Annotated in this window: 3 protein-coding genes; 2 read left to right on the forward strand and 1 reads right to left on the reverse strand. The window is 40.8% G+C overall.

Annotation, left to right across the window (positions count from 1 at the left end; translation table 11 throughout):
• Window positions 1-366: 366 nt before the first annotated feature.
• Together hflX and CP368_RS09470 are read left to right on the forward strand one after the other, a co-directional pair.
• The gene (gene hflX / locus CP368_RS09465; RefSeq protein WP_098046028.1) at window positions 367-1,632 is read left to right on the forward strand and encodes a GTPase HflX; all 1,266 of its coding nucleotides are present in this window, start codon (window positions 367-369) and stop codon (window positions 1,630-1,632) included.
• A gap of 20 nt (window positions 1,633-1,652) precedes the next feature.
• Complete coding sequence (locus CP368_RS09470) at window positions 1,653-2,654, forward strand: CAP domain-containing protein (protein WP_369822653.1); 1,002 nt, start codon at window positions 1,653-1,655, stop codon at window positions 2,652-2,654.
• Between the two features lie 76 nt (window positions 2,655-2,730).
• Here the strand turns inward: CP368_RS09470 and CP368_RS09475 are convergent, their stop codons facing one another.
• On the reverse strand, window positions 2,731-3,252 hold the full coding sequence (locus CP368_RS09475; RefSeq protein ID WP_369822654.1) for a PBECR4 domain-containing protein: 522 nt from the start codon (window positions 3,250-3,252) through the stop codon (window positions 2,731-2,733).
• Between the last annotated feature and the right edge of the window lie 64 nt (window positions 3,253-3,316).

The following is a 3,316-nucleotide window of genomic DNA, read 5'->3' on the forward strand; positions in this document are numbered from 1 at the left end:
CTAGTTTCATGCACGCAAATTTTGGCTTTAACACAAACTAATTAAAAATAAAATTTACAATTTACATTGACTTATCACCACATGACTTCTGTAGATTAGATATTTATATTTTACAGGGAAGTCGAACGTATGTCTCTATTTTTAGAATAAAAAAAGCTGACTGCTAGGTCAGCTTGGCCCTATCCATCCCCGCATTAAAATACGGGGATTTTCGGGCGTTTTTCATTAAAATATTTTAGCTACACATTTGCAGAGCTCACAATAGAAAACGACACGTTCTTGAATACTCACTCATTCACCTTTTTTCCTTATTATAAGCAACTGTAATACAATATAGATATACAAACTAGATAACGAGGTGGACTCATGATCGATAATCAACCTAAAAAAATAAAAGCTTATATCGCAGGCGTCAACTTGAACGACCCCAACTTCGACTACTACATGACAGAGCTGGCTAACTTAACTGAAGCCAACAACATGGAAGTCGTGGGGCAAAGCTACCAAAATGCCGAATCAATCGTTGCCGGAACCTATTTCGGTTTTGGCAAGATCAACGAAATCAAGGCGATGGCTCATAGTCTCAAGGCTAAAGTCTTAGTTTTAAACGATGAATTAACGCCGGTGCAAATCCGTAACCTTGAGAAGTTAACCAAGATGCGGGTCATCGACAGAACTGAATTAATTTTGGAAATTTTTGCCAGTCGTGCTCGCACTAAGCAAGCTAAGTTACAAGTACAACTTGCTCGCTTGCAATACGAATTGCCACGCTTGCATCCCTCCGAAAACAACCTAGACCAGCAGCGTGGCGGTGGTTACTCCAACCGTGGTGCCGGTGAAAGTAAACTGGAATTAAACCGCAGAACCATCGGCAAGCAGATTTCCGCCATCAAGAAGGAACTCAAGGCTGTGGCTAGTCAAGAAGAGATCAAATCAGCTCGCCGCAATCAAAGTCGCATCCCTAAAGTCGCCCTTGTTGGCTACACCAACGCCGGTAAGTCCACTACAATGAACGGTTTGCTCAAGGAATTTTCAAAAGAAGGCAGTGACAAGGAAGTCTTCGTCAAGAACATGCTTTTTGCGACACTAGACACCAGCGTGCGCCGCATTGATCTCAAGGACAACTTCAGCTTTATCTTGTCTGACACCGTTGGTTTTATTTCCAAGTTGCCTCACAACTTAGTTGAATCATTCAAGGCAACTTTGCAAGAAACCAAGGATGCCGATCTTTTAATCAACGTCGTTGATGCATCTGACCCGAACATGGTGCAGATGATCCGCACCACGCAAAACGTATTGGATGAAATCGGCGTCAAAGGCATTCCGATGATCACCGCCTACAATAAGGCTGACAAGACTGATCGCAATTATCCTCAGATTGAAGGTAACGATATCCTTTATTCAGCAATTGATCCTAAGTCAATCAAATTGCTGGCCGATTTGATCACTAAGCGCGTCTTCTCCAATTATGAAGAATTCAGCTTGCTCTTGCCGCTTTCTGCTGGTAAGGAACTGGCCTACCTGCACGAAAACGCCCAAGTCTTAAGCGAAGACTACGAAGACGACGGCGTGCACATTCAGGCCAACATCGCGCCCGACGACCAAGGACGCTTCAAACAATATTTGGTCTAGCTAGACTGGGAATTAAGAAATTGAAGATCAAACACAAATTGCTAGTTGCCGCGACTGCTATTATCGCAGCCTTTGGCATCAACACTACGACCACTCATGCCGCAAAATACTCCAAGACTGAGGCCAAACAAGTACGTCAATTTCAAAAACGGTATCATGCCTTAAGCAAGGTTAAGTATAATAAGCAAAATATTTATGCACAGCAGCCAAACTTTGGCCTGCCGTTTTCACCTGGGTTTTTGAATCCGACCTACATCCCTGATACTATGAGCTACGTCAATTACTACCGCTCATTAGCAGGCTTGCCTACCGAATTGAATCATGCCGATGATAATTCACATGCCCAAATCGGTGCTGCTGCCTTAGCCGCAGTTAATGCTAAAAAAGACTTAAACGTCCACGGTTTACTAGGTTACACTCGGCCATTTTATTTCAATGAAACTGATTGGAATATCGCCGAAAATTCCACTTTGGGTAACGTTAACTTTTTAGAATCCAATAACGGTGCTACAGCGGGTGATATCGTCACGGACCTGATTCGCGAAGACAACAACATCGCTGGTAAGGGTAACATCGGCCACCGGGCCTTGATTTTGTCAGCTCGCGCAACCCGGATGGGCATCGGCGCCGCTTATGGTGATGGTGTCAGCAACAATGTGCTCTACTCCGTGCAAAACGGCTGGTTTGCGGACGACATTTTGCGTGATCCTGTTGTAGACACGATGGTTTATCCGGCTAGCCGCGTCTTTCCATATGAATTAGTCGGTAAAAAGACGCCCTGGTCTTTCTCCACAACGAAGAAAATTACAGGAACGCCTAAGATTTATATCACCGATATGACGACTAAGAAACGCTACCGTGCAACGCAGGTCCGTAATTTTGGTACGACCTTTTATGGCGACGGCTATACTACGACGATTACTTACCAACCTGGCAAGACTAAGTTGATTAATACTCATAAATATAAGGTAAAGATCGGTAAGTATTATACTTATACCTTTAGATTTTTCAGACAAAAATGACATTTGAAGTAGAAAATGTAACTAATTTTACTGAAAATGAAAAGTGCAACAAATAAGACAAGGAGAGATCCTTGCCTTATTTTGATTGTTCTTCGAATAAAATCGTAATTTGGTCAGAATTAAAATCTTGTGATTCAATTCTAACAACTGAGGCACCTTTCTCAAACATCTTTTTATGCAAGTTTAATAATGATTGTGGAATTGCTTTTGCACTTTGATTTATCAGTGTTAATGCCAAAAGTTGTCTAGACGTACGTAATGCATAATCATAGTCGAGCACCAAAAATCTTCCCCGACCAGTTAATCTAACATTGCCACTAATCAATTCAGGAAATGCGCTTAAAACTTGTAATTTTTGAAACGTAGTTCCGTCTTTTTTGATCAAAACTTTGTCTAAATCTATTTTTCTGTATTTAGCACTAAGGAAAAAATTCTTACTACCCCTTAAATATGAAACACCACATAAGTGCATAAAATTAGTAACAGATGCAATCACTGTAATTGAAGTCTTAGCAGTATAAAACGTTACTTTCTTATTAACAAAAGTAGCCTCATAAAAAACAGCAGCTCTATGAATATCATCTAAGAACCGGTTAATGTATGAATATAGTAAGAAATAATTAACTAAATTAGATCATATTATTAGTCTTGATGTAATAATA

Origin of the sequence: Lactobacillus sp. UMNPBX17 (assembly GCF_002553735.1) — a bacterium.
GTDB lineage: Bacteria > Bacillota > Bacilli > Lactobacillales > Lactobacillaceae > Lactobacillus > Lactobacillus gallinarum.